24 protein-coding genes are annotated in these 21,651 nt (G+C 66.2%); 21 read left to right on the top strand and 3 right to left on the bottom strand.

Annotation, left to right across the window (positions count from 1 at the left end):
• Positions 1-107 precede the first annotated feature (107 nt).
• The 14 genes from GGR89_RS09825 to GGR89_RS22775 all read left to right on the top strand — a co-directional run bounded on the left by GGR89_RS09825 (position 108) and on the right by GGR89_RS22775 (position 12,173).
• A complete protein-coding gene (locus GGR89_RS09825; protein ID WP_125971915.1) occupies positions 108-2,528 on the top strand; it encodes an HAD family hydrolase in 2,421 nt (806 codons plus the stop codon).
• A gap of 93 nt (positions 2,529-2,621) precedes the next feature.
• Positions 2,622-3,506, top strand: a complete 885-nt coding sequence (motA, locus tag GGR89_RS09820; RefSeq protein WP_066720968.1) for a flagellar motor stator protein MotA — start codon at positions 2,622-2,624, stop codon at positions 3,504-3,506.
• Positions 3,481-3,801 (top strand): STAS domain-containing protein, encoded by a 321-nt coding sequence (locus GGR89_RS09815; RefSeq protein ID WP_066720975.1) that lies wholly within the window; start codon positions 3,481-3,483, stop codon positions 3,799-3,801. Before motA ends, GGR89_RS09815 begins: the two co-directional genes overlap by 26 nt.
• Positions 3,798-4,163 (top strand): response regulator, encoded by a 366-nt coding sequence (locus GGR89_RS09810; RefSeq protein WP_064313997.1) that lies wholly within the window; start codon positions 3,798-3,800, stop codon positions 4,161-4,163. Before GGR89_RS09815 ends, GGR89_RS09810 begins: the two co-directional genes overlap by 4 nt.
• Complete coding sequence (locus GGR89_RS09805; protein WP_125971913.1) at positions 4,160-6,445, top strand: chemotaxis protein CheA; 2,286 nt, start codon at positions 4,160-4,162, stop codon at positions 6,443-6,445. Before GGR89_RS09810 ends, GGR89_RS09805 begins: the two co-directional genes overlap by 4 nt.
• The gene (locus tag GGR89_RS09800; RefSeq protein WP_125971911.1) at positions 6,442-6,936 is read left to right on the top strand and encodes a chemotaxis protein CheW; all 495 of its coding nucleotides are present in this window, start codon (positions 6,442-6,444) and stop codon (positions 6,934-6,936) included. The genes GGR89_RS09805 and GGR89_RS09800 overlap by 4 nt, the downstream gene beginning before the upstream one ends.
• Positions 6,933-7,811: a CheR family methyltransferase gene (locus GGR89_RS09795; protein ID WP_125971910.1), complete on the top strand. Its 879-nt coding sequence runs from the start codon at positions 6,933-6,935 to the stop codon at positions 7,809-7,811. Before GGR89_RS09800 ends, GGR89_RS09795 begins: the two co-directional genes overlap by 4 nt.
• Before the next feature lie 5 nt (positions 7,812-7,816).
• Positions 7,817-8,869 (top strand): protein-glutamate methylesterase/protein-glutamine glutaminase, encoded by a 1,053-nt coding sequence (locus tag GGR89_RS09790; RefSeq protein WP_125971909.1) that lies wholly within the window; start codon positions 7,817-7,819, stop codon positions 8,867-8,869.
• A 2-nt stretch (positions 8,870-8,871) separates the two neighbouring features.
• The gene (locus GGR89_RS09785) at positions 8,872-9,261 is read left to right on the top strand and encodes a response regulator (RefSeq protein ID WP_064314002.1); all 390 of its coding nucleotides are present in this window, start codon (positions 8,872-8,874) and stop codon (positions 9,259-9,261) included.
• 1 nt (position 9,262) lies between these two features.
• Positions 9,263-9,787 (top strand): chemotaxis protein CheD, encoded by a 525-nt coding sequence (locus GGR89_RS09780; RefSeq protein ID WP_125971908.1) that lies wholly within the window; start codon positions 9,263-9,265, stop codon positions 9,785-9,787.
• The gene (locus tag GGR89_RS09775; protein ID WP_125971907.1) at positions 9,787-10,119 is read left to right on the top strand and encodes a hypothetical protein; all 333 of its coding nucleotides are present in this window, start codon (positions 9,787-9,789) and stop codon (positions 10,117-10,119) included. The genes GGR89_RS09780 and GGR89_RS09775 overlap by 1 nt, the downstream gene beginning before the upstream one ends.
• 1 nt (position 10,120) lies before the next feature.
• The gene (locus GGR89_RS09770; RefSeq protein WP_125971906.1) at positions 10,121-10,966 is read left to right on the top strand and encodes a flagellar motor protein MotB; all 846 of its coding nucleotides are present in this window, start codon (positions 10,121-10,123) and stop codon (positions 10,964-10,966) included.
• Between the two features lie 10 nt (positions 10,967-10,976).
• On the top strand, positions 10,977-11,423 hold the full coding sequence (locus GGR89_RS09765) for a hypothetical protein (protein ID WP_125971904.1): 447 nt from the start codon (positions 10,977-10,979) through the stop codon (positions 11,421-11,423).
• 108 nt (positions 11,424-11,531) lie between these two features.
• Positions 11,532-12,173 carry a PilZ domain-containing protein gene (locus tag GGR89_RS22775; protein WP_125971902.1) on the top strand — a complete coding sequence of 214 codons (642 nt, stop codon included), beginning with the start codon at positions 11,532-11,534 and terminating at the stop codon, positions 12,171-12,173.
• Between the two features lie 74 nt (positions 12,174-12,247).
• Here the strand turns inward: GGR89_RS22775 and GGR89_RS09755 are convergent, their stop codons facing one another.
• Positions 12,248-12,664, bottom strand: a complete 417-nt coding sequence (locus GGR89_RS09755) for a flagellar assembly protein FliX (protein WP_125971900.1) — start codon at positions 12,662-12,664, stop codon at positions 12,248-12,250.
• A gap of 84 nt (positions 12,665-12,748) precedes the next feature.
• Between GGR89_RS09755 and GGR89_RS09750 the strand changes: the two genes are divergently transcribed.
• The 4 genes from GGR89_RS09750 to GGR89_RS09735 all read left to right on the top strand — a co-directional run bounded on the left by GGR89_RS09750 (position 12,749) and on the right by GGR89_RS09735 (position 15,373).
• A complete protein-coding gene (locus GGR89_RS09750) occupies positions 12,749-13,852 on the top strand; it encodes a flagellar basal body P-ring protein FlgI (RefSeq protein ID WP_125971898.1) in 1,104 nt (367 codons plus the stop codon).
• Entirely contained in the window at positions 13,852-14,163 is a 312-nt protein-coding gene (locus GGR89_RS09745) for a rod-binding protein (RefSeq protein ID WP_125971896.1), read from the top strand. Before GGR89_RS09750 ends, GGR89_RS09745 begins: the two co-directional genes overlap by 1 nt.
• A complete protein-coding gene (locus GGR89_RS09740) occupies positions 14,160-14,585 on the top strand; it encodes a flagellar protein FlgN (RefSeq protein ID WP_125971894.1) in 426 nt (141 codons plus the stop codon). Before GGR89_RS09745 ends, GGR89_RS09740 begins: the two co-directional genes overlap by 4 nt.
• A 278-nt stretch (positions 14,586-14,863) precedes the next feature.
• Entirely contained in the window at positions 14,864-15,373 is a 510-nt protein-coding gene (locus tag GGR89_RS09735) for a PEPxxWA-CTERM sorting domain-containing protein (protein ID WP_125971892.1), read from the top strand.
• Between the two features lie 84 nt (positions 15,374-15,457).
• Here the strand turns inward: GGR89_RS09735 and GGR89_RS09730 are convergent, their stop codons facing one another.
• Entirely contained in the window at positions 15,458-15,874 is a 417-nt protein-coding gene (locus GGR89_RS09730; protein WP_125971890.1) for a flagellar basal body protein, read from the bottom strand.
• A gap of 3 nt (positions 15,875-15,877) precedes the next feature.
• Positions 15,878-18,667, bottom strand: a complete 2,790-nt coding sequence (locus GGR89_RS09725; protein ID WP_125971888.1) for an autotransporter outer membrane beta-barrel domain-containing protein — start codon at positions 18,665-18,667, stop codon at positions 15,878-15,880.
• A gap of 90 nt (positions 18,668-18,757) precedes the next feature.
• Here GGR89_RS09725 and GGR89_RS09720 point away from each other — a divergent pair, with 90 nt between their 5' ends.
• From GGR89_RS09720 to GGR89_RS09710, 3 genes are all read left to right on the top strand, one after another.
• Positions 18,758-19,792 (top strand): flagellar motor switch protein FliG, encoded by a 1,035-nt coding sequence (locus GGR89_RS09720; RefSeq protein ID WP_125972161.1) that lies wholly within the window; start codon positions 18,758-18,760, stop codon positions 19,790-19,792.
• A 13-nt stretch (positions 19,793-19,805) separates the two neighbouring features.
• Positions 19,806-20,453: a FliH/SctL family protein gene (locus tag GGR89_RS09715; protein WP_125971886.1), complete on the top strand. Its 648-nt coding sequence runs from the start codon at positions 19,806-19,808 to the stop codon at positions 20,451-20,453.
• A 68-nt stretch (positions 20,454-20,521) separates the two neighbouring features.
• Positions 20,522-21,616: a catalase family protein gene (locus GGR89_RS09710; protein WP_125971884.1), complete on the top strand. Its 1,095-nt coding sequence runs from the start codon at positions 20,522-20,524 to the stop codon at positions 21,614-21,616.
• Positions 21,617-21,651 lie beyond the last annotated feature (35 nt).

Here is a 21,651-nt window from a genome sequence, read left to right as displayed (position 1 = left end):
TCCTTTGCTCCTGCCGCCATTGTAGGAAGATTTTGCCGGGTTGGTCCGTCCCCTTCCTATAAGATTCCTGCGTCCCCTCGGTGCGGGCGCTTTCCAGGGACAGTGCCGTGACCGACTTCATCCTTCCGCATGCCTTGCCGTCCGCGCTCGACGGGCGCGCGAACGTCAAGCTGCTCTCGCTCGACTGCTTCGATACGCTGCTCTGGCGCGACAGCCACGCGCCGGTCGACATCTTCGGCGCGCTGCCGGGCATGACCGTGCTCCAGCGGCAATGGGCGGAAACGCGCGCGAGGACGGCGGTGATGATGCAGCATCGCCACAAGGAAGTGTCGATCGAGCAGATCTATCGCGAGATGTATCCGAACGCGCGCAAGGCGGAGATCGCCGCCGCAGTCGCGCACGAGCTAGACGCCGAGGCGCGGCACTGCTTCGCGTTCCAGCCCACCGTCGCGCTGATCCGCGAGGCCAAGCGCCGGGGCATCGGCGTGATCATCGTCTCCGACACCTATCTCGACCAGAAGCAGCTGCGCGAACTGATCGCGCGCGCCGCCGGCGCCGAGGTCGCAAACATGATCGAGCGGATCTTCTGCTCGTCCACCTATCACAAATCCAAGACGGACGGCCTCTATGCCGATGTGCTCAAGGCGCTGAAAGTTCGGCCGGAAACGATCCTGCACATCGGGGACAATCCGGTCGCGGACATCGCCGGGGTGGCTCCGTACGGCGTGCAGACGCTGCACCTCAAGCAGTTCGCCGAGGCAACCGAGCAGCGGCTGCGCCAGGAGTCCTCGATCAGCGCAATGCTGCACCCGCTACTGTCCGGCACGATCGCCGCGCAACAGCCGCATCGCGCTGCGCTCGCCGTCGGCGAGCCGCGGATCGAGGATCCGGCCGAGTCGCTCGGCTTCTCGGTGATGGGCCCGGTGTTTCATGCCTATGAACGCTGGCTCCAGCAGGAGGCGGCAGCGCTGCAGGCCGAGCGCGGCGGCACCGTCCACTGGCTGTTCATGATGCGCGACGGCCTGCTGCCGATGCGCGTCCACCAGGTGGCGCAGCCGGACAGCCCGGCGCATGCGGTTGAAATCAGTCGTTTCACCGCCATCGCCTCGTCGCTCACCACGCCGGAGGCGATCGAACGCTATGTGCAATTCGACATCGGCAGCGATGTGCGGAAAATCGCGCAGCAGCTGCTGCTCCCGCAGCACGAGACGCGGGCACTGCTGAAAAACCTGCCCGAGGATCGCGGCCGCATCCCGGCATTCGTCGCCGAAATCCGCAAGCCCCAGCGGGTGAAGCAGATCATCAAGGCCGGACAGGGTTTCGCGGACCGGTTGATCGCGCATGTCCGCAGCGCGGTCGATCCCGCGCCGGGCGATACGCTGATGCTCGTCGACCTCGGCTATAACGGCTCGGTCCAGAACGAGGTCGACGGGCTGCTGCGCGATCGCTTCCAGGTGCACGTCGCCGGTCGTTACCTGCTGCTGCGCGAGCAGTTCCGCACCGGCTGCGACAAGAAGGGCCTGATCGGCGAAGACGATTACGATTGCCACACGCTGGAGGCGATCGCCACCAACGTCGCGGTCCTCGAGCAGATCTGCACCGCGGCGCAGGGCTCCACCGTCGACTTCCAGGCGGACGGCACCCCGATCCGGGCCGCGAACAGCATCAAGGGCCGCCAGAGCGCGACCCGCGAGCGCATCCAAGAAGGCACGCTGCGCTTCGAGCGCGAGCAGGCCGCGGCCCGGCTGCGCGGCACCGCGATCGACGAGATGCCGCTGTGGCGCCATGCCGCCGCCGCCGTGCTCGGCCGGCTGATGTACCTGCCGATGGCGCACGAACTGGCGGTGCTCGCCGAATTCGAGCACGACATCAACGAAGGCGTGAGCGACACCGTCGCGCTGTTCGATCCCGCCATCGCCCGGCATGGCCTGCACCAGCGCGGCCTGTTCTACATGAAGGGCTCCGAGCGGATGTACCTGCCCGCCGAGCTGCATGGCGAAGGCCTGCCGGTGAAGCTCGCCCTGCTCGCCCAGAAGCGCTTCGGGCTGCCGCTCAAATATGCCGATTTCGTCGACAGCACGATCTCGGTGCCGGTGATCGTGGCGGACGGGACCAACGTCTCGACCGGTAACGTCACCGCCACGCCCACGCACAACGGCTATTATCTGGCGCCGATCCCGATCGGCGACTGCCGCTTCTCGGTGGGCGTGCAGTTCGGCCAGCTGTTCGACTGGGTGCAGGTGGAAAGCGCGGTGTTCATGCCGGTGGAGCGCTTCCTCTCGGACATGCAGCGCCCCGGGCTCGACGAAATCGAAGCCGCGCCCTCGCTGGAGGGCATCCAGCAGGTCGCGCCGAACCTGTTCCACTGTGCCGACGAGTTCGGCTTCATGATGGTCCCCCCGCCACCCCGCGCGGACGACCGGCCGATGATGCTTGCACTGGTGTTCCGCCCCATCGCGAACCGCGAAATCGCGCCCGTGGAAACGGTTCGGCAACCATCGCCGGTGCATGCACCCGGCGTGCGGTGAACCCGCACCTAAGCATTATCCCCGAAGCGACCGGTACCCCCGGAAACCGTCCTATAATTCTGGAAAGATCCAGGGAAAGATTTTGGGCCCGTCATGCTGAACGCCGTTGGTTTCGTCATCATTCTCGTCTGCGTGTTCGGGAGCTTCATGATCTCGGGCGGCAAGTTCGAGATCATCATGCACGCGCTGCCGCACGAGATGATGGCGATCGGCGGTGCCGCGATCGGCGCCTTCATCGTCGGCAACTCGATGCCGACGGTGAAGAAGGCCGGTGCCGGCATCATGCGCGCGTTCAAGGGTGGGCGCTGGAAGGCCAGCGACTATACCGACCTGCTGACGCTGATGTTCACCCTGCTGACGCTGTTCAAGAAGAGCGGCGCGACGGGCATTGAGCCGCACCTGGACAAGCCGGAGGAGAGCGATCTCTTCAAGCCCTATCCGCGGCTGCTCAAGGACCATCACCTGATCGAGTTCCTCTGCGACTATCTGCGGATGATGACCGTCAATTTCGAGGATCCGCACCAGCTGGAATCCGCGATGGAAGCGGACATCGAGAAGCATCACCACGAGGAAACCCATCCGCAGCACTCGCTGCAGCTGATGGCCGACGGCCTGCCCGCCATCGGCATCGTCGCGGCGGTGCTCGGCGTCATCAAGACCATGGGCTCGATCGACCAGCCGACCGAGATCCTGGGTGCGATGATCGGCGGCGCGCTCGTCGGTACCTTCCTCGGCGTGCTTCTGTCCTACTGCGTGGTGGCGCCGCTTGCCGGCAAGCTGCTCGAGACGATCGAAGCCGACTCCCAGCCCTTCACCATCGTGAAGACCGCCATCGTTGCCTATGCCCAGAACCAGCCGGTGCAGGTCGCGATCGAAATCGCCCGTCGCATGACGCCCTCCGCGTATGCGCCGAGCTTCCAGCAACTCGAAACCGCTCTCGACGAGGCCAAAAATGGACTTTCCCCTGCCACCGCTTGAGGCCGGCGCGGACAACGCGCTTGCGCTCCCCGCGCACGGTACGACCGTGACGGCCGCGGATCTTCAAACCCGCCTCATCCAGGCGGTCGACGGCGACGGCCCGGTCGAGATCGATGCCTCGCAGGTCGAGAGCGTCGGCCAGGCGGTGCTGCAGCTGCTCGTCGCGGCCAAGGCCGAAGCCGACAAGCTCGGCAAGGCCTTCACCATCCTCAACCCCAGCACTGCCTTCACCGATCGTGTGAACCGTTGCCAGCTCGCAGCGGCGGTCGGCATTGATACCGGAGAACTTCTGTGACCAAGCTGATCCTTACCGTCGATGACTCCGCGAGCATGCGCATGCTGCTCAAGACGTCGCTGACCTCGCAGGGCTTTCGCATCGAGAGCGCGAACGACGGGCAGCATGGCCTGGAGCGCATGCACGAGGTCAAGCCCGACCTGCTCATCACCGACATCAACATGCCGAAGATGGACGGGTTCGAGCTGATCGAGGCCGTGCGCCAGGTTCCCGAGTTCAAGGGCGTGCCGATCCTGGTGCTCTCGACCGAATTCTCGGACGAGAAGAAGCAGCGCGCCCGCTCCGCCGGTGCCACCGGCTGGATCACCAAGCCCTTCGAGGCTACCAAGCTGGGAGCGGCGATCCGCCGCGTCTGCCCGTGAGCGACGAATTCGACGATATCCAGGCAATCTTCTTCGAAGAGTGCACTGAAGGCCTCACGACGGCTGAAGAAGGGCTGTCGGCGATGCAGTCGGGCGATCTGTCCGGCGAAACCATTGCCGGCGTGTTCCGCGCGATCCACTCGATCAAGGGTGGCGCTGGCGCCTTCGGCCATTCGGACCTGACCGCCTTCGCGCACAAGTTCGAGAACGTGCTCGACGAAGTGCGTGCCGGGAAGATCGTCCCCACGCCCGGCGTGATCCGGGTGATGCTGAGCTCGTTCGACGTGCTGTCGGACCATGTCGAGGCGGCCAAGGGCAATGCGTCCCGGCCGAACGACGGGGCCGCGCTGAGCGCGCTCGAACAGGTGCTCGCCAACAAGGGCGTGCCGGAGGGCGACGCACCGGCTGCGGCCGCGCCTGCCGCGGCAGCCCCCGCCCCCGCCGCCCCGGCGCCCGCGCCGGCGATGGAGGAAGAGGAAGACGAGTTCGGCTTCCGCCCGGTGGGCGTGTCGCTCGACGATCTGGACGGCCCGGACGAGTCTGGCGGCTGGACCGTGCGCTTCAAGCCGTCGCGCGCTGCGCTGGCGAATGCCGGCGAGCCGCTGCTGACGGTGCGCGAGCTGGAGGGCCTGGGCGCGCGTGTCGTGTCGGTCGACCTCAGCACGCTGCCGGCGCTGCGCGAGATCGATCCGGAAGACAGCTACGTCACCTGGGTGATGCAGGCACCGGCCGAGCTGCCGGAAAGCGACCTCTCCGACTGCTTCGATTTCGTGGCGCCGGATTCGGTGATCGAGATCAAGCGCGACAGCGAAGACGTGGTCCTGCCCGAGGGCGCGGGCGAAACCGAGATGGACGGCGACGAGATCCCGTTCGTGCCGGTGACGGCCACGGTCGACGACTTCATGGATCTGGGCCCTGCCCCGGCGGCGCCGGCTCCCGAGCCCGTGCCCGCTCCGGCGCCTGCACCGGTGGCCGCGGCTCCCGAAGCAGCCCTTGCCCCCGCCGCGGCGGCAGCCCCGCCGGCCGGCGGTGGCGGCACGCCCGGTGGCCCTGGCGGCGGTGGTGCCGGTGCTGGCGGCGGCGGTCCGGCCAAGCCGGTCAACGAAGCCGCGCAGACCATTCGCGTCGACCTCGTCAAGCTCGACCTGCTGCTCAATCTGGTCGGCGAGCTGGTGATCCGCAACTCGATCCTGGCCGACCGGCTCTCGCCGGCCGATCGCCAGCGCGTCGAACTGCCCGAACTGGCCCGCCTCACCCGGCAGATCCAGGACAACGTCATGTCGCTGCGCGCCCAGCCGATCCGGCAGGCCTTCAGCCGCGTGCCGCGCATGCTCCGCGATCTTTCGGTGGAAACCGGCAAGCAGATCAACCTCGAGACGATCGGTGAAACGACCGAAGTCGACAAGGGCGTGATCGAGAAGATCGGCGATCCGCTGACCCACATGATCCGCAACGCCGCGGACCATGGGCTCGAAAGCGCCGAGGAGCGGATCGCGGCTGGCAAGGACCCCGCCGGCACGATCAAGCTGTCGGCCGAGCAGAAGGGCGCCCGGATCTTCGTGCGCGTCGCGGACAACGGCCGCGGCATCAACCGCGAACGCGTCCGCGCCAAGGCGGTCGAAAAGGGCATCATCAGCGCCGATGCGGTGCTGACGAACGAGGAAATCGACCAGCTGATCTGCGCGCCGGGCTTCTCCACCGCGGAGAAGATCTCGAACATCTCGGGGCGCGGCGTCGGCATGGACGTGGTGCGTTCGAACGTGGAAGCCCTGGGCGGCCGCGTCGAGATCCACTCGGTGCCGGGCGAAGGCACGACCTTCACGATGATCCTGCCGCTCACGCTGGCCATTCTGGACGGCATGATCGTGCGGCTCGCCGGCCAGCGCTTCGTCCTGCCGCTGACGCACGTGCTGGAGACGATCCAGCCCGAGCCCGGCCAAGTGAAGCGCACCGCGCCCGACCACGAAGTGATCGACATGCGCGGCGAGTATCTGCCGGTGAAGCGTGCGACCGAGATCTTCGGCCTGAACGACGACCGCGCCATCGAGGACTCGCTGGTGGTGATCGTCGAGAGCGAAAGCTCGGGCAAGGTCGGTCTCGTCGTCGATACCATCGATGACCGCCGCGAAGTGGTGATCAAGAGCCTGGATCAGAACCTGCATCCGATCCGCGGCCTGGGTGGCGCCACCATCCTGGGCGACGGCTCGATCGCTCTCATCCTCGACATCGAGGCGCTGGTTTCCTCGCCTACCCGTTTCACGCCCAAAGGACTGGCAGCATGAGCACCCCCGACACCGCCAATGATCGCAAGATCGTAACCTTCTCGCTGGCCAAGCAGATCTTCGGGATCGACATGAGCGCGCTCATCGAAATCCGCGAATGGGACGAGCCGACGCCGCTTCCCAACGTGCCCAGCTTCATCAAGGGCGTGACCAACCTGCGCGGCAACGTGATCCCGGTGGTCGGCCTGGCCGAGCGCCTGGGCTGGGAGCCGAGCCAGCTGCATGCGCGCTCGTGCATCCTGGTCGTGAACATCATGGGCAAGCAGGCGGGCTTCCTGGTCGACGAAGTCAACGACATCGTGGGCATCAACGTGGGCGAGATCCAGCCGGCACCGGCGGTCGAGACCACGCTGGAGGAAAGCGTGATCGCAGGGCTCGTCCGCATCGCCACCCGCGCCAAGGACGGGACGCGCGACGAGAATGGCAGCATGGTCCTGCTGCTCGATCTCAATGCGCTGAGCCTGACCAAGCACCTGGATCTCGCAGCATGAGCCCCGCCGGGGGCGCCGCCGCGGCGTCCGCCGGCGCCGGTAACGCGATGGCACCAGGCCAGAACGCGGAGCTCACGCCGCGCGATTTCCAGGCCATCGCCGCGATCATGTACGACGATGCCCGCATTTCGCTGAGCGAGGCGAAGACCACCCTCGTGCAGTCGCGCCTCGCGCGCCGGCTGCGCAAGTTCGGCCTGAACCGCTTCTGTGACTATGTCGACCTGGTGCACAGCGATGCGGAGGAACGCAGCGCGATGGTAGTGGCGCTGACCACCAACCACACGCACTTCTTCCGCGAGCCGCATCACTTCGACCATTTCCGCGAGACCGTGATCCCCACGCTCCAGCGGAAACAGGGTCCGATCCGGATCTGGTCGGCGGGCTGCTCGTCGGGCGAGGAGGTCTATACGATCGCGATGTGCCTGCTGGGGCCCAGCCGCAGCAGCGCCTCGTGGTTGCGCAACGCCGACGTCCGGCTGCTCGCCACCGATATCGCCCCCCATGTGGTCGAGTCGGTGCAGCGCGGGGTCTATGCGGAGAATGTCGCGGCGGGGGTGCCCGAGCCGTATCGCTCGACCTGGATGAAGCCGACGCAAGGCGGCTTCGTGATGGCCGAGGAAGCCCGGCAGATGGTCACCGCGAAAGTATTGAACCTGTTCGAACCGTGGCCACTCAAGGCCGCCTATGATGTGATTTTCTGCCGTAACGTCATGATCTATTTCGGAGATCCCGCGAAGGAAGAGCTGGAGCATCGCTTTGTCGAGCAGCTCGCACGGGGGAGCTTCCTGTATATCGGTCATTCGGAACGGCTGATCGGCCCGGCCGCGAGCAAGATGCGCTCGTGCGGGCACACTATTTACCAGAAGCCGGAGTAATGGGCATGAAACCAGTCCGCACGCTCATCGTCGACGACAGCGCATCGATGCGCGCGACGCTGAAGCGGATGCTGTCGGCCGATCCCGACATCGAAGTGGTCGGCATGGCGCCGGAGCCGTTCGCGGCCCGCGACATGATCAAGGCGCTCAACCCGGACGTGCTGACGCTCGACGTCGAGATGCCGGGGATGGACGGCCTGTCGTTCCTTGAGCGCATCATGCGCCTCCGGCCGATGCCGGTGGTGATGTGCTCCACCCTCACCGCCCGCGGTGCGGAAGTGACGATCGAGGCACTGCGCCTCGGCGCGGTCGACTATGTGACCAAGCCGAGCGGCTCGCCCGACGACATCGAGCGCGACGCCGGCCTGCTGTGCGAGAAGGTGAAGAGCGCCGCGCGCTCGGTCGCCCGCGCCGGCCCGCAGCGCCTGCCGGCGCAGCCGAGCGTCGCCTCGGCCGGTGGCGGCGGTGTCGCGGCCCAGCTGATTGCGATCGGCTCGTCGACGGGCGGCGTGGAAGCGCTGTTCTCGCTGCTGCCGGCACTGCCGGAAGATTCGCCGCCGATCCTGATCGTGCAGCACATGCCGGCGACCTTCACGCGCAGCTTCGCGCAGCGCCTGAACGCCGAGTGCCGGGTCAACGTAGTGGAAGCTACGGATGGTGCCCAGGTGACCCCGGGAACCGTCTATATTGCACCTGGAGGCGAACGACACATGGAACTGCAGGGCGGTGCCAATGGCCGGATCAAGCTGATCGCCGGCAATCCGGTCACCGGCCATCGTCCCTCGGTGGACGTGCTGTTCCGCTCGGTCTCCAAACTGGGCGCCGGTGCCGTCGGCGTTATCCTCACGGGGATGGGCAGTGACGGTGCGCAGGGCCTGCTGGAAATGCGTCGGGCCGGTGCCCGCACGCTTGGCCAGACCAAGGAAACCTGCGTGGTGTGGGGCATGCCCCGCGCCGCCAAGGAAGCGGGTGCGGTGGAGAAGGAGGTCGGCCTGTCGGCGATGCCGGAGGCCATCCTGAAAGCTTGTCGAGAAACGGTTAAGGTTGGGAGCGCATAACAATGCCCGCTGCATCACAAATCAAGGTGATGGTCGTTGATGATCAGACCAGTATGCGGGCGATGATCCGTCGTGCGCTGCAGGACCTGGGGTTCAAGGACGTTCGCGACAAGGCCAGTGCCCCCGAGGCGCTTTCGGCGATCAAGAGCGACCGTGTCCACCTGGTGATCTCCGACTACAACATGCCCGAGATGGACGGGCTGCAGTTCCTGGAGGCGGTTCGCGCCGATCCGGTGATCGGCAAGACCGTGTTCATCATGCTCACCGGCTCGTCCGACCGCGAGGTCGTGCAGAAGGCGGCGGCGCTGGGCGTGAACAACTATGTCGTCAAGCCTTTCGCGCCGGCGGCGCTGAAGGAAAAGATCGAACGCGTCTTCGGCGAGCTGACCTGATATGCGCAGAGTTTCCATCGTACAGGGCGAGAACGCGGTGATCGCGGAGCCCCATGTCATGATTTCGACCCTGCTCGGGAGCTGCGTGGCCGCATGCCTCTACGACCCGGTCGCCAAGGTCGGAGGGATGAACCACTTCCTGCTCGGCGAGCCGGGCGCGGACCACAAGGTCTCGGGGTCGGACATGGCGCGCTACGGCGTGCATGCGATGGAACTGCTGATCAACAGCATGATGGCCAAGGGCGCCTCGCGCCAGCGGCTGCAGGCCCATCTTTATGGTGGCGCCAACATAATTTCGGGCCTGGGGAACATCGGCGCCTCCAACGGTGCCTTTGCCCGCCGGTTCATGGAGACTGAAGGCATTTCGATCGCGCATTGCGATCTCGGCGGCACGCTCGCCCGCAAGGTCGAGTTCCTGCCGCACGAGGGCAAGAGCCGCTGCACCAAGGTGGCGGAGCGTGTCCAGGAACGTCCGGTCGCCCCCCTGCCTGTTGCCGCCCCCGACGGAGAATTGGAGCTTTTCTGATGTCGTGCCTGCCCATGTCGGAACCGTCGAACCCGCAAGTCCTGCCCGGCTACGACCCCTTTGCGGGCGTGCTGCACAGCGTGATGGCGGGCGAGATCCGCGAAATCAGCAAGAAGCTGGAAGGCCTGGCCGAGGTGCTCGTCTGCGACGAGCATTTCGCGGCCAATTATCTCGAGCAGCTCCAGGCGTTCGATTATCTGATCCAGCACGCCGATGAGTGCGTGAACCTGCTGGACCGGATCGCGGGCGGCGAGGATTCGCTCTCGGCGATCAGCCATGTCCGCCTCGGCGCCGTCCAGGAACGCCTGCGCAACGCGTTGAAGGGGCAGTAACATGGCCCGCGGGGGGGACGTTCGGCCGATCATCGTCAAGAAGGTCAAGAAGGTCGCGGGCGGCCATCACGGCGGCGCGTGGAAGGTGGCCTATGCCGACTTCGTCACCGCGATGATGGCATTCTTCATGCTGCTATGGCTGCTCGCCAACCCGGACAAGGACCGGCTGAAGGGCCTCGCCAAATATTTCTCGCCCACCATCGCGGATAGCGGCCCCTCCACGCCGGTGAGCAATTCCGCGCCCGGCGCCGGCGGCCCGACCCGCCGTTCCGAAGCCGATCCCAGCGCCGCCAAGGGCCAGCCCACCTTCGAGGTGACCACCGCCGGCTCCGCGCGCGGCGGCACCGCCGACGTGCCCGCGACGATGCGCGTCATGGCCTCCGAACTGATGGTGGCGCTGGAAGCGACGCCGCAGTCACAGGGCAAGAAGAATGTCGATGTCCAGCAGGACCGCCAGGGCCTGCGCATCACGCTGATGGACACCGATCAGCAGCCGATGTTCAAGTCGAACACGGCCGAGCTCAATCCCTATGCGCGCACGCTGCTGACCAAGCTGGCGAAGAAGATCGCCACGGTCGGCGCGCAAATCGCGATCGAGGGCCATACCGACGGCGCCGGCGGACAGAGCGACGCCAACTGGCAGCTTTCCGGCGAGCGCGCGCTTGCCGCCCGCTCGGCGCTGATCGCCGGCGGCGTGACGCCCGATCGCTTCGCCGAAGTGGTGGCGATGGGCGCCACCCAGCCGGTCTATCCGGACCAGCCCAACCGCGCCGAGAACCGCCGCATCAGCATCGTCCTCAAGGGCCAGACCTCGGCGCTGCCGAGCGACTCCAGCTTCAAGTTCTGAAGGGCGCATCGTGAAGAAACTGCTGTTCCTCATCGTCGCGCTGCTCGCCGGCCTCGCCGCCGGCGGCGGTACCGCCTATGCGATGGTGAAGATGCTCGGCATCGGCGCGCCCAAGCAGGTGGCCAAGGCCGAGGAGAAGGAAGTGCCGGCCAAGTTCGTGCCCACCGGCAAGGTGCTGGTGCCGCTCGTCTTCGCCGACGGCCATCTCGCCGGCTATGCCGCGATGGAAGTGCAGCTGGAGGTCGACGAGGCCAAGGCCGATTTCGTCACCCAGCGCATGCCGCTGCTGCTTCACGCCATCAACATGCGTACCTATCGCACCCCGATGGCGGCGGGCCCGGACGGGATGCTGCCGGACCTGGAAGGCTTCCGCAAGCTGGTCGACGCCTCGGCCACCGAAGCCTTCGGCGCCAAGGTTGTCCGCAAGATCGCGGTGACCAACGCAAACCCCGCCTGATAGTCGTACGCGACATTCGTACGACTACCGAAGCCAAGCTGAACGTCCGTTCATCCTATAATATGCATAGGGACTGCCGGTTCGCAGTCGAACGGGGAGAAAGACGCCGTGGGCGCAGCCGAACATCAGTTTGACCACAACGCCAGCGATCCCGGCCCCTGGGCCGCGCGTGCCCCGCGCACGGTGACGACGCTGATGGTGGGCAAGCTGATCTGCACCGGCGCCGGCGAACAGCTTTGCCGCGTTCGCAACATCTCCGCCAGCGGCATGATGCTGGAAACCCCCTTTCCCTTGCGCGAAGGCGATCGGATCGTCGTCGAGCTGCGCGGCGGGCCGGTGCTCGAAGGCCAGATCATGTGGGTCAGCGAGGGGCGCGCCGGCGTGCAGTTCCACGAGGCGATCGACGTCGAGGACGTCCTCGCCGCGGCCAAGGGCAGTTCGCCCGCCGCGCGCCTGCGCCGCGCCGTGCCCCGTGCACCGCGCTTCGCGATCGCCGGCAACGCCCGGCTCGTCTGCAACGGCGTGTCGCACAACGTCGTAATGGAGAATATCTCGCAGAGCGGCGCGCGCGTGCGCCTGTCCAACCAGCCCGATCTCGATCGCGTCATGACGCTGGTGGTGCCGGGCCTGAGCCCGCGCAGCTGCACCGTGCGCTGGGCCGAAGACGACTCCGCCGGCGTCGCCTTCATCGAGATGATTCCCTATGCCGAGCTCTCTGCCTGGCTGAACGCGGCACAGCCCCCGCGCTGAGCGGGTCACGCTGAGCCGGCTGTCGGGCCCTGCCGCACGGGCGGGCCGTGCCCTGCTTCCCGAGGACGCGGCGATCAGACCTGGATGTCGAGCTTCGCCAATTCGACGCGCACGCGCACGTCGATGTCGCGCATCAGTGCGGCCAGTTCGGGCTCGGCCGGCGTCGGCACCGTCTCGGACCATTGCACAATCTCGCGCAGCCGTGCGACGTTCGGCGTGCCCGCAACCAGTTCCTTGTGCAGCCGATCGAGCGCATCGATGCCGCGCTCGACGTCGCGCGCCTGCTTGCGGCGGCGTTCGGCGATCGGATTGTTGGCGGCGATCGCCACCAGCATCTGCACGCTGGTCGCCGGCACCGTGCCCGGCACGGGCTGCGGATGCGGCGCGGCGGCAACCTGTTCGTCGAGGCGGCTCGCCAGGCCGGGCACGGACTTGGGCAATGCCGCCAGCAGGTTGCGCGCCATCATCGGTGACAGGCTGTCGATACGCACGAAATCAGGTCCTCGCGAGCCGCCTTGGCTCTCCTCTTCCTATAAGACGAGTAGCGTTAATTTTCCACTTGGCCCGAGAGGTTTATGTATCGTCTCTCCGCATCGTTCCTGGCGCTCGCGCTGGCCTGTTTCGGCGCGCCCCAGGCGATGGCCCAGACCCGGATCAAGGACATCGTCGACGTCGAGAATGTCCGCGAAAACCAGCTGGTTGGCTATGGCCTCGTGGTCGGCCTCGCCGGCACCGGCGATCGCATCCGCAACGCCCCCTTCACCGAGGAATCGATGCAGTCGATGCTCGAGCGGATGGGCGTTAACATTCGCGGCACGCAGATGCGCACGCAGAATGTCGCCGCCGTCTCGATCACCGCGACGATGCCGCCCTTCTCACGCAGCGGTTCGCGGATCGACGTGCAGGTCTCCGCGCTCGGCGACGCGACCAGCCTGCAGGGCGGCACGCTGATCGCCTCGTCGCTGCGCGCGCTCGACGGCGAGATCTATGCCGTGGCGCAGGGTCCGGTGGCGGTTTCCGGCTTCAAGGCGCAGGGCGCAGCCGCCAATGTCAGCCGCGGCGTGACCACGTCGGCGCGAATCGCCGGCGGCGCGATCGTCGAGCGCGAGGTGCCCTATCAGTTGCGATCCGCCAACAGCCTCAAGCTCGCGCTGAAGAACCCCGATTTCTCCACCGCCGACCGCATCGCCCGCGCGATCAACGGCCGCTATCCCGGCGCCGCGCAGATGCTCGATCCGGCGACGGTCGAGCTGCGCCCGACCGGTCAGTTCGCCGGATCGGTGATCGATCTCGTCACCCAGGTCGGCGACATCGAGGTGAAGGTCGACCAGCCGGCCAAGGTGGTGATCAATGAAGCCTCGGGCACGGTGGTGATGAACAGCGACGTGCGGATCACGCCGGTCGCGATCGCACAGGGCGGCCTGACCATCTCGGTCACCGAAACCCCGCAGGTCTCGCAGCCCGGTCCCTTCGCGCAGGGCCAGACGACGGTGGTGCCACGCACCCAGGTACAGGTGAACGACGGCAACGGCGCCAGCCTGGCCGTGATCAACGGCTCCTCGCTCAAGGCGCTGGTGAGCGGGCTCAACACGCTGGGTGTCTCGCCGCGCGACCTGATCACCATCCTCCAGGCGATCAAGACGGCCGGCGCGCTCCAGGCCGAAATCGAGGTGCAGTGATGAACGACACGACTCCCCTGCCCCAGGCAGCCCTTGCCGGGGCGACCACGCCCGCCAAGCCGCTGCCCAAGGTGGACGCGAAGAACGCCAAGACCGCGCAGGAATTCGAAAGCGTGTTTCTGGGTCAGATGACCCAGCTCATGATGCAAAGTGTTCAACAAGACGAACAGTTTAGCGGTGGCAACGGCGAAGAGATCTTCCGCGGCGTCCTCGCCGAGAAGCTCGGCGCCGCCATGGCGCGCCGCGGCGGAATCGGCCTCGCGCCGGCCGTCCTCGACCAGATCCTCAAGCTTCAGCAAGGACAGAAATGATCACGCAACTCGTCGATGCGATGCTTTCCCTCACCGCCTTGATGGAGGAAGAGAGCGAACGTTTGGCGCGCACGCCCTACATCCGCGAACTCGGCGAGATCGCCGATGCCAAGTTGCGGCTCGCCGGCCGCATCGAGGCGGAAGTCGCGCGGCTGAAGCGCGAGAATCCGGAAGACTGGCTGGAGACGCTGGAGCCGGAAGCACGCGAAAAATTGTCGGATGCGAGCCGCGCGCTGCGCGACGCGTCGATCGTCAACTCACGGATACTGTCGCGACAGATCGAGTTGTCTGCCGAGATGATGGCCGCCATTGCCTCGGAGGCACAGCGCCTCACCGGAAGCCGTAGCACGACATACAGTGCTTGCGGTGGGCTTTACGGCATGGATGCGCCCGCACCGATCTCTGTAAATGCACGCTTGTGAAGGTATTTTTGATTCGGTGCACGGCCGGCCGTCCACGCTGCGCCGCGGAATGTTTCTGTACCATTTCCGCTCTCACGCGCACAGCAACACGTCAATAGAACACCATAACACTTTGTTTAAACGTGATTTTTTATTGGTTTATTTGCACTTAACTATGGAGTGGCAAATTCCGCGCGTTTGTTTATAAATAAAGGGACAGCGCGTATGGGAAGAAGAGGGTTTCCTGCCTGAAGCATCGGGCAGCTCCCAGCGGCTGTGCATGCTTTAGGGAGGTGTGGATGAACAAGCTCAAGACTCTGATCGCGGCTGCCTCGGCGGCTGGCGCTCTTACCATGGCGGGCACTGCGCAGGCGACGACGGTCGTGTGCGTCGACTCCGCTGCTGCGGTTTGCAGCTTCGACGGCTCCGGCGGTGGCTGGAACAACGTCAAGGTCGCCAAGAAGACGACCGCGACCCAGTCCTTCGCGCTCACGCTGAACGCACCGGGCGAGCTGCACGTCAGCGTCTCGTCCTTCTATCTCGATCTGGTGAGCCTGTCGTTCGGCGGCGTGACGCTGACCGGCCTCACCAAGGGCGACGTCTATACGTTCGCGGTGACCCCGTCGAACACGCCGCAGCTGCTCACCGTCGTGATGCAGAACACCAAGACCAAGGACTATGGCTACAGCGCGCAGCTGGACTTCGCACCGGTTCCCGAACCGGCTGCGTGGGGCCTGATGATCGCCGGCTTCGGCATGGCGGGTGGCACGCTGCGTCGCCGCCGCACCGCGCGCGTCGCGATCGCCTGATCGCACGCCACGGCGGGAACAACGAAAAGGGCCGCGAGCACCCGCTCGCGGCCCTTTTTGTCGGCCATAAAGGCAGCTGCCAGTTCAGCCGCCAGCCTTGCCCAGCGCGGTCTTCAGCAGCACCATCTGCTTGCGATAGATGTTGGTCATCGCACTGAAATCGGCCTGCACCTTGCCCATCTTGAGCAGCTGGTCTTCCAGCGTGACGTTGTTGCCGTCGGGCTTGGTCTCGGTCACGTCCTTGTCGAACACGAGGCCGCTGCCCATCGGCTGCACCGCGCCCAGATTCTTCATCGTGCCGGTCAGCTCGACCCGCGGCTTGGCGACACTGATGCCGCCGGCGCCCTGCAGCAGATCACCGAAATTGGGCTCGGACACGTCGCGCGACTTGTAGCCGGGCGTTTCGCTGTTCGCGAGATTCTGCGCGATCACCTGCTGGCGCTGCGACAGATTCTGCATCCGCATCTGGATGGCGGAGAAGATGGTGGGCATTTCGGACATGGTTCAGAATCCCAACAGGCTGGTGGTGCTCGAGCCGGACTGCAGCCGCGACAGCGCCGCCTGGTAATTTTTCAGCTGGGCCTGCTCCACCGCCGTCGAAGCCCCCTTCTTGCCCGACTTGGTCGTGCCGGTGCTGTCGACGATGGTCGCCTTGCCGTCATCCCAATATAGAGAACGATAGGCGGTCTGGGTCATCGAGATCGCATCTTTGATCTTGCCGAGCGCGGCCTTGGCATTGTCGATCGAGGCCAGGCTCAGCGCCTCGCTGAGTTCCAGACCATAGGCTCCGCCCGGCTTCACCTTCGGCGCCGTACCCACCACCGCGGCCGCGTTGGCAATGCGCTGCGGCTCCAGCCCGAGCTTCGAGAGCGCATCCGCATCGGCGCTGCCTGCAAGCAGTTCCATCTCATGGCCCTGCTTCATCGAGATACGCAGTGACTGCACGCCGTCGATCGTGGTGGCGGTCACGGTCCCCTTCGAGGCGCCGATCATGCCCTGCATGCGCTCGGCGATGGACTTCAGCGTGTCCCCCTTCTCGATCGTCACGCGGCGCACGGCGAGATTGTCCGCCTTGATCGAGAAATAGTCCCCTTCGCGCAGCGTCGTCTGGGTGGTGACCCGGTCGGAAACCGTCGGATTGAGCACGCCGCGGCCGAAGCCCAGCGCCGACAGCGCATTGGCGCCGCCCGTATCGGCGGCGACGCGCACCGGCTCGGTCCGCGTCTGGATCTGGCCGAACTGCGTGGTCGTGCCGACCGTGCCGGTCGCGGCGTCGATCTGGGTGACGAAACCGTCGACCGGGCCCCGCCGCGCTGCGCCGAGGTTGCCGGTCGTGCGGCCGCCCGCATAGATCTTGCCGCCCATGAAGGCGACGCTGTCGATCTGATCGTCCTCGCCGGTGCCGACATAGCTGGTCGAAGCCGTGGAGAGCGCGGCATCGATGCGGGTGACGAAGCCGTCGCGGCCACCGGTGAGCGCATTGGCCTGGGTGCCGGCGATCGCGGTGCTGGTGGCGCCGCCAACGGCGATGCTGCCGTCGGCCGCCACCGCCAGCGCACGCGCGTCGGCCGTGCCGAGGCTGATGCTGCCCAGCGTGTTCGACAGCGAATCCGCCTGCATCTTCACCACGCTGGCCACGCCCTGGCTCGAGACGAGGGCGAGCAGATTGCCGTCCTTGTCGGTTGCCAGGCTGGTGATCGTGTCGCTGCCGCCGGTATCGATAACGCGGCGTTCGGCGATCTTGCCGGCGGCATTGATGCGCACCACCATCGCGTCGCCGCCATCCTTGTTGGAGACGCGGCCGGCGACGAAGACGGAGCCGTCGGCACCGACGGTCACCGCGCGGGCGGTATCGGCATCCTTGGAGACGACCAGGGTGGAAAATTGCTCGTCGCCATTGGCGGCATATTTCGCCACCGCCATGTCGCCGTCAGCGGTGATGCCGTTGAAGCTGCCCGTCACCGTGCCGGCGACGACCACGCTGCCGTCCTGCCCCAGCGACACCGATGCGCCGGTCGCCGCGCCGGTGGCACCCAGATTGCGCTGCCACACCACCTTGCCCGCACTGTCCATCTTGGTGAGGAACAGATTGTCATTGCCGGTGGAGAGGTTCGCGCCCAGATCGCCCTTGGTGGTGCCGACCACGTAGGTAAAGCCCTGCGCGTCGGTGACGCTCGCCGCCGCCGTGGTGCTGGCATAGACGTCGCTGGTCTTGGTGGTCTCGAGCTTTACCTTGCCGTCGGCGTCCTCGACCGCCTTGGTGACGCTGGTCGTCTTGCCCGCGGCGACGTTTTGCGCGGTGCCCTGGCGATCCAGCGCCTCGATCGTGCCCATCGTCACCTTGGTGTTGTCACCGGCGGGATCGTTGAGGCGGAACACCTGGGTGGCAGTCGGCGAATCGAGGGGCGTCTGGCCGGTGGTGACGACCAGCGAATCCTTGGCGCCCACCTGGTCGAGGCTGACCTGCTCGATGCCATCGGGCGTCTCGAGGTTCAGACGCCACATGCCGTCGCTGGTCAGCTCCGGCTGGAACCGCGCGTTCCACTTGCTGACCGGCTCGCCCTTGCTGTCGGTCAGCACGGTGCCGTCGTCCTTGTAGACGAGCGCCGACTTGATCTGGGCGTTGAGCGCCTCCGCGACCGAGTTGATCGTCGGCGGCTGGGGGCCGGTCGACAGGTCGACGGTGAAGCTCTGCGACTGGGTGCCGCGCTTGATGCCGATGATGAACTGTTCGTTGCCGGTAAGCCCGGGCAACGGATCCGATGCCTTCTTTACCAGCGGCTTGCCATTGGTCTCGTACAGGTCGGTGGCGGCGAGTTCGCTGGTCTTGACCGTGGAGGTCGCCTTGCCGAACGCGAGCTTGACCTTGTCCGACGGCGATGAAGCCAGATAGTTCTGCAGATCGGCCATGCCTTTGGCGAAGGCCTTCTGATATTGCGCGCGCTGCGCATCCGACGTCGTCTTGTCGGCGGCGCCTTCGGCAAGCACGCGCAACTTGTCCAGCGCCTTGAAGGCGGTGAAGGTGGTCTTCACGTCGTCGGGCAGCAGATTGCCGCTGCTGTCGCTGGTCGCCGGCTGGACCAGGGTGCGGGAGGCGAGGATCGAGGTCAGCTGCGACGAGGTGGCGTTGCCGTCCTTGTCCTTCCAGGGCGGGGCGGTGACGGCGGTGGTGAATTGCGCCTTGGCGATCTTCACCGCCTTGCTCTCGAAGGTCGGCAGCGCCCCCACGGCCGAAAATGCATCCTGCCCGGTCAGCACGCTCAGTCCGATTAGATTTGCGGCTAAATTAACCATGATCCGATCCGTCCCTTCCCCATTTACTTCTATAATAGAGGAGAGCGCGGCCTTGCGGGTGCGCGCGGACCATTTTCTGCAGGGATGAGCATGGCTTCTGTCGCCACGGTGGGCGAACCGCCCGAACTGAAGAAATTCTCGGGGCCGCAGCGCGCGGCCGCGCTGATGCTCGCGCTCGGCAAGGAACATGGCGCGCCCATCTGGGACCAGCTCTCCACCGACGAGATCAAGGAACTTTCCTCCACCATCTCCAGCCTGGGGCGCATTCCCAGCGTCGTCGTCGAATATCTGCTCGTGCAGTTCACCGGTGAAGTCGCGAGCATGGCCTCGCTCCACGGCAGCTATGAGACGACCGAGCGTCTGCTCGCCGGCATCCTGCCGAACGACAAGGTCAAGGAGATCATGGAGGATATCCGTGGTCCCTCGGGCCGGACGATGTGGGACAAGCTGTCCAACGTCTCCGAAACCGTGCTGGCCGGTGCGCTCAAGCAGGAATATCCGCAGACCGTTGCGGTCATCCTCTCCAAGCTGCGCGCGGATCATGCCGCGCGCGTGCTGGCCGAACTGCCGCGCGACTTCGCGGTCGACGTGATCATGCGCATGCTGCGGATGGACACGGTGCAGAAGGAAGTCATCAACCAGGTCGAGCAGACGCTCAAGACCGAGTTCATGACCAACCTCTCCCGCTCGCAGAAGCGCGATCCGCACGAGAGCATGGCCGAGCTGTTCAACTCGCTCGATCGCTCGACCGAGGAAGCGATGCTCACCGCGCTCGACGCGAAGGCGCCGGAAAGCGCCGAGCGCATCCGCGCGCTGATGTTCACCTTCGAGGATCTCGCCAACCTGCTGCCGCCGGCGATCGCATCGATCGTCCGCAATGCCGACAAGCGCGAGATGGCGCTGGCGCTGAAGGGCGCTCCGGACCAGCTGAAGACGATGTTCTTCAACGCGATGACCGAGCGCGCCGCCAAGCTGATGCGCGAGGACATGGCGGGCATGGGCCCGGTGCGTGCCCGCGATTGCGAAGAAGCCCAGTCGAGCCTCGTCCGCCTGGCCAAGGACCTTGCCGATCGCGGCGAGATCCTGCTGGTCGATCCCAAGTCCGACGACGCGATGATTATCTGAGGAGCATGGCAGCATGAGCATCCATGTCGAACGTTTCGCCTTCGACCGCGTGTTTTCGGCGCCCGTGCCGGACAAGAAGCTGGTCAACGAGGACGCGCTGATCGAACTCGCTGCGCTGCGCGCCGAGCTCGCGCTGCTCAAGGCCGATCAGCAGGCGGTGATCGACCGCGCGCGGGCCGAGGGCTTCGAGGCCGGGCTCGCCCAGGCGAGGGCCGAGCGCGAAGTGGCGCTGCTCAGCGCGGTCGACGCGCTGCAGGCGGGCATTGAGGTGATCGACGCCCAGTTCACCGAAATCACCGAGCGAGTGACGAGCGAAGCCACCGAAGTCGCGCTCGCCGCCGCCGACCATATCGCCGCGCGCGCAATCGAGCGCGCGCCCGGCGATGCGATCGACGCGGCGATCGGCCGCGTACTCGGCCAGGTGGCGCGCGGCACCGAGTTGCAGGTGCGCGTCCACCCCGATCTGGTTGACGACATCGAGGCCAAGATCGCCGATCGCCAGTCCAAGGATCGCCGCAAGCTGAGCCTCACCGTCGCGCCAGACGCGACGCTGGCAATGGGCGATGCGCTGATCAACTGGGACGAAGGCGGCCTCGCGCTCAACGCGCAAGCGCGCCGCGAAGCGATCACCGCCGAGCTGGAAAGCCTGCTGCTCCACTGAGCACTACCGACGGAACGGCAAAACGGGCGGACGGTTGAGCTCCTTCGAACCTTCGAAGGAAATCAGCGATGCCGCAGCCCGTCCGTTTCTCGCCGTCCGTCGAACAGCCGCAGCCCGACGAGGCCGACACCGTCGCCGGGCTCAAGGAACAGTTCCAGAAGATCCTCGACACGACGTCCGAGGATTACCAACACGCCGTCCGCTCGGTGCATGCCAAGGGCCACGGCCTCGCGCGCGGCACCTTCACGATTGCCGACGAGCTGCCGCTCGAACTCGCCCAGGGCATGTTCGCGACGCCGGGCAGCCATGAAGCGATCCTGCGTTTCTCCACCAATGCAGGCGACATTCTCGACGATTCGATCCGCCTGCCCCGCGGCGTCGCGCTCAAGGTGCTCGGCGTCGAGGGCGAACGGCTGCCGGGCAGCGAGGGCGACACGACGCAGGACTTCGTGATGGTCAACGCGCCCGCCTTCGCCGCGCCCGACGCCAAGAAATTCCTCGGCAATCTCAGGCTGCTCGCCGGCACCACCGATAAGGCGGAAGGCGCGAAGAAGCTGCTCTCCGCCGTGCTGCGCAGCTTCGAGGCGACGATCGAGGCGGTCGGCGGCAAGTCCGCGCTGCTCAGCAGCCTGGGTGGCGCCAGGCCCGTGCACCCGCTGGGCGCCACCTATTACAGCCAGACGCCCTATCGCTATGGCGACCATATCGCCAAGTTCCAGCTGGTGCCGGTCTCGGGCATCCAGGACTTCGCCGACGCGACGATCAACGCCACCGGCCGCCCCGACGCGATGCGCGAGGCGGTGAACGAACTGCTCGCCGAGCAGGGCGGCACCTGGGAACTGCGCGTGCAGCTGTGCACCGACCTCGAGAAGATGCCGGTCGAGGATGCCTCGGTCGCATGGGACGAGGACGAGAGCCCGTATCGCACCGTCGCGACGCTGCGGGTGGAACCGCAGGCCGGCTGGGTGTACGGCGAGAGCGAGAAGATCGAGGACCGGCTGTCCTTCGCGCCTTGGCACGGCCTTGCCGCGCACCAGCCGCTCGGCGGGGTGAACCGCGCGCGCCAGGAGCCCTACAAATTCTCGGCAGACTATCGCGGCCGCTTCAACGGCTGCCCGATGCACGAGCCGCGCGCGCTCGACGAGCTGAACGTCAAGGCCTGACCTGGCCTGGGTCGCCCAAGCGGCGGCCCCCTCCC

It is taken from the genome of Sphingomonas trueperi, from assembly GCF_011927635.1.
In the GTDB taxonomy this organism is placed as follows: domain Bacteria; phylum Pseudomonadota; class Alphaproteobacteria; order Sphingomonadales; family Sphingomonadaceae; genus Sphingomonas; species Sphingomonas trueperi.
This window is presented reverse-complemented; position numbering and strand designations above follow the sequence as displayed.

Coding starts and splice junctions, on each gene's coding strand:
- motA (WP_066720968.1), top strand. CDS start 2,622: ATGCTGAACGCCGTTGGTTTCGTCATCATTCTCGTCTGCGTGTTCGGG.
- GGR89_RS09815 (WP_066720975.1), top strand. CDS start 3,481: ATGGACTTTCCCCTGCCACCGCTTGAGGCCGGCGCGGACAACGCGCTT.
- GGR89_RS09800 (WP_125971911.1), top strand. CDS start 6,442: ATGAGCACCCCCGACACCGCCAATGATCGCAAGATCGTAACCTTCTCG.
- GGR89_RS09795 (WP_125971910.1), top strand. CDS start 6,933: ATGAGCCCCGCCGGGGGCGCCGCCGCGGCGTCCGCCGGCGCCGGTAAC.
- GGR89_RS09790 (WP_125971909.1), top strand. CDS start 7,817: ATGAAACCAGTCCGCACGCTCATCGTCGACGACAGCGCATCGATGCGC.
- GGR89_RS09785 (WP_064314002.1), top strand. CDS start 8,872: ATGCCCGCTGCATCACAAATCAAGGTGATGGTCGTTGATGATCAGACC.
- GGR89_RS09780 (WP_125971908.1), top strand. CDS start 9,263: ATGCGCAGAGTTTCCATCGTACAGGGCGAGAACGCGGTGATCGCGGAG.
- GGR89_RS09775 (WP_125971907.1), top strand. CDS start 9,787: ATGTCGTGCCTGCCCATGTCGGAACCGTCGAACCCGCAAGTCCTGCCC.
- GGR89_RS09770 (WP_125971906.1), top strand. CDS start 10,121: ATGGCCCGCGGGGGGGACGTTCGGCCGATCATCGTCAAGAAGGTCAAG.
- GGR89_RS09750 (WP_125971898.1), top strand. CDS start 12,749: ATGTATCGTCTCTCCGCATCGTTCCTGGCGCTCGCGCTGGCCTGTTTC.
- GGR89_RS09745 (WP_125971896.1), top strand. CDS start 13,852: ATGAACGACACGACTCCCCTGCCCCAGGCAGCCCTTGCCGGGGCGACC.
- GGR89_RS09740 (WP_125971894.1), top strand. CDS start 14,160: ATGATCACGCAACTCGTCGATGCGATGCTTTCCCTCACCGCCTTGATG.
- GGR89_RS09735 (WP_125971892.1), top strand. CDS start 14,864: ATGAACAAGCTCAAGACTCTGATCGCGGCTGCCTCGGCGGCTGGCGCT.
- GGR89_RS09730 (WP_125971890.1), bottom strand. CDS start 15,874: ATGTCCGAAATGCCCACCATCTTCTCCGCCATCCAGATGCGGATGCAG.
- GGR89_RS09725 (WP_125971888.1), bottom strand. CDS start 18,667: ATGGTTAATTTAGCCGCAAATCTAATCGGACTGAGCGTGCTGACCGGG.
- GGR89_RS09720 (WP_125972161.1), top strand. CDS start 18,758: ATGGCTTCTGTCGCCACGGTGGGCGAACCGCCCGAACTGAAGAAATTC.
- GGR89_RS09715 (WP_125971886.1), top strand. CDS start 19,806: ATGAGCATCCATGTCGAACGTTTCGCCTTCGACCGCGTGTTTTCGGCG.
- GGR89_RS09710 (WP_125971884.1), top strand. CDS start 20,522: ATGCCGCAGCCCGTCCGTTTCTCGCCGTCCGTCGAACAGCCGCAGCCC.